The sequence below is a fragment of the Bacillus sp. 05T31 genome, assembly GCF_056396725.1.
On record NZ_JBFTMA010000857.1, the window covers coordinates 1 to 1582 of the forward strand.

Consider the following 1582-nt stretch of genomic DNA (forward strand, 5'->3'; position numbering starts at 1 on the left):
GTTCAACAAACACTGGTGGATCTGGGCTCGGATTAGCAATTGCAAAAAGTATTGTTGAATTGCATAAAGGAACAATTGAAGTATATAGCGATGATAAAAAAACAACTTTCACTGTAAAATTACTCCCTTATAAAGCTTAATACCACATATTTATAGGTTCAATTTTTTATCATATAAGAAATTGAACCTTTTATATTCCATCAATATCCAAAATTTAATAATCCTTTATAATTCTTTAGAAATTCTTTACCTTTTCTTTCTTCCTAATTAAGCATTCCTTTTTACAATAATATTATTGATGTAATAGTAGGAGGATCGCTAATGCAATTCTTAAAAAAAATAACAGTTTTATTATTATCTTTTCTTATTACTGCACTTATCGTTTTATATTTTTATCTTTATGTAAATGGTCCAATTATTCAAGCTAAATCAGCTACTTTAATAGATACTAATTCTGGTGAGATTGTTTATAAAAAAAATGAAGAAACTCCTATACAATCACCTACTTTATCTAAATTAATGACAGAGTATATCGCACTAGAACAACTGAATGAAGGAAAAATACAGTTAGATGAATTAGTAAAAATAAGTAACGAAGTTTTCCGAGCAGAAACGAGTCCTATACAAGTAACTTCGAAAGATAAAACGACGGTTCGTGATTTACTTCATGCATTGTTTTTGACAGGGAATAATCGTTCCGCACTTGCCCTTGCAGAACACATTGCTGGAAACGAAGATAACTTTACACTTTTAATGAATGACAAAGCAAAACAACTAAAGTTATCACAACCATCCCCGTTTCTAAATGCTACTGGAATTAATAACGATACGAATAAACAATCAACTACAACATCGATAGACGTCGCTAAACTAGCAACACAATTAGTAAAAGACTTTCCAGATGTATTGAATGTTACGAAACTAACCTCTTACCAATTTACCTTCAAAGATTCAAAAGTTTTCAATACAAATAAAATGATATATTCCCTTAATAAAAACATTAAACTCCAAGGTGTTGACGGCTTACAAACTAGTTTTTCAACTAATGGTAATTATAGTTTTGTCAGTACAGCCACACGAGGAGATACTAGACTTATTTCAGTAATATTAGACGCCGGTGATGAAAACAGTACTTTTATTGAAACAAAAAAGTTACTTCAGTACGGTTTTGATCCTTCCTCGTACTCTGCACTCCAAGCTTTTAAAGATGCTGTTACATCTTGGACAATATTGTTTCAGTTTAAAAATTTAATCATACAAACGATTATGATCTTTTTCATCATTACAATCTTAATGTTTTTATATATACGTCAAAAAAAAGCCGAGGATTTTAACTAAAAATTCTCTTTAATATAAAAACCGACTTGCAATACAAATGCAAGTCGGCCTCTAAATTTATAATCCCCTTCCAATTAAATTTGCTGAAACAGGCTGAAGATTTAGTTCTCTCGCCCATATAGATATCTGACCAATATGATGAATTTCATGTACAATTACATGCCTTAAAACTTCACCGTATTTATATGATTTATCTGTCCATGAAGCTTTCAATATTTTTGATTCGAAGTCGCCAGACCATAAC

At 30.4% G+C, this 1582-nt stretch carries 3 protein-coding genes; 2 read left to right on the plus strand and 1 reads right to left on the minus strand.

The window, feature by feature from the left end:
• Both AC1DJR_RS29240 and AC1DJR_RS29245 read left to right on the plus strand, forming a co-directional pair.
• Window positions 1-140 (plus strand): ATP-binding protein (locus tag AC1DJR_RS29240; protein WP_477004171.1); only part of this gene is annotated, 140 nt, incomplete at its 5' end.
• 181 nt (window positions 141-321) lie between these two features.
• Entirely contained in the window at window positions 322-1338 is a 1017-nt protein-coding gene (locus AC1DJR_RS29245; RefSeq protein ID WP_429687117.1) for a D-alanyl-D-alanine carboxypeptidase family protein, read from the plus strand.
• 57 nt (window positions 1339-1395) lie between these two features.
• Here AC1DJR_RS29245 and AC1DJR_RS29250 read toward each other — a convergent pair.
• The coding region (locus AC1DJR_RS29250; RefSeq protein ID WP_477004170.1) for a DinB family protein at window positions 1396-1582 on the minus strand (187 nt) is incomplete at its 5' end.

Bases quoted from the DNA above. Each gene is read 5' to 3' on its own strand.
- AC1DJR_RS29245 (WP_429687117.1), top strand. From the start codon at position 322: ATGCAATTCTTAAAAAAAATAACAGTTTTATTATTATCTTTTCTTATT.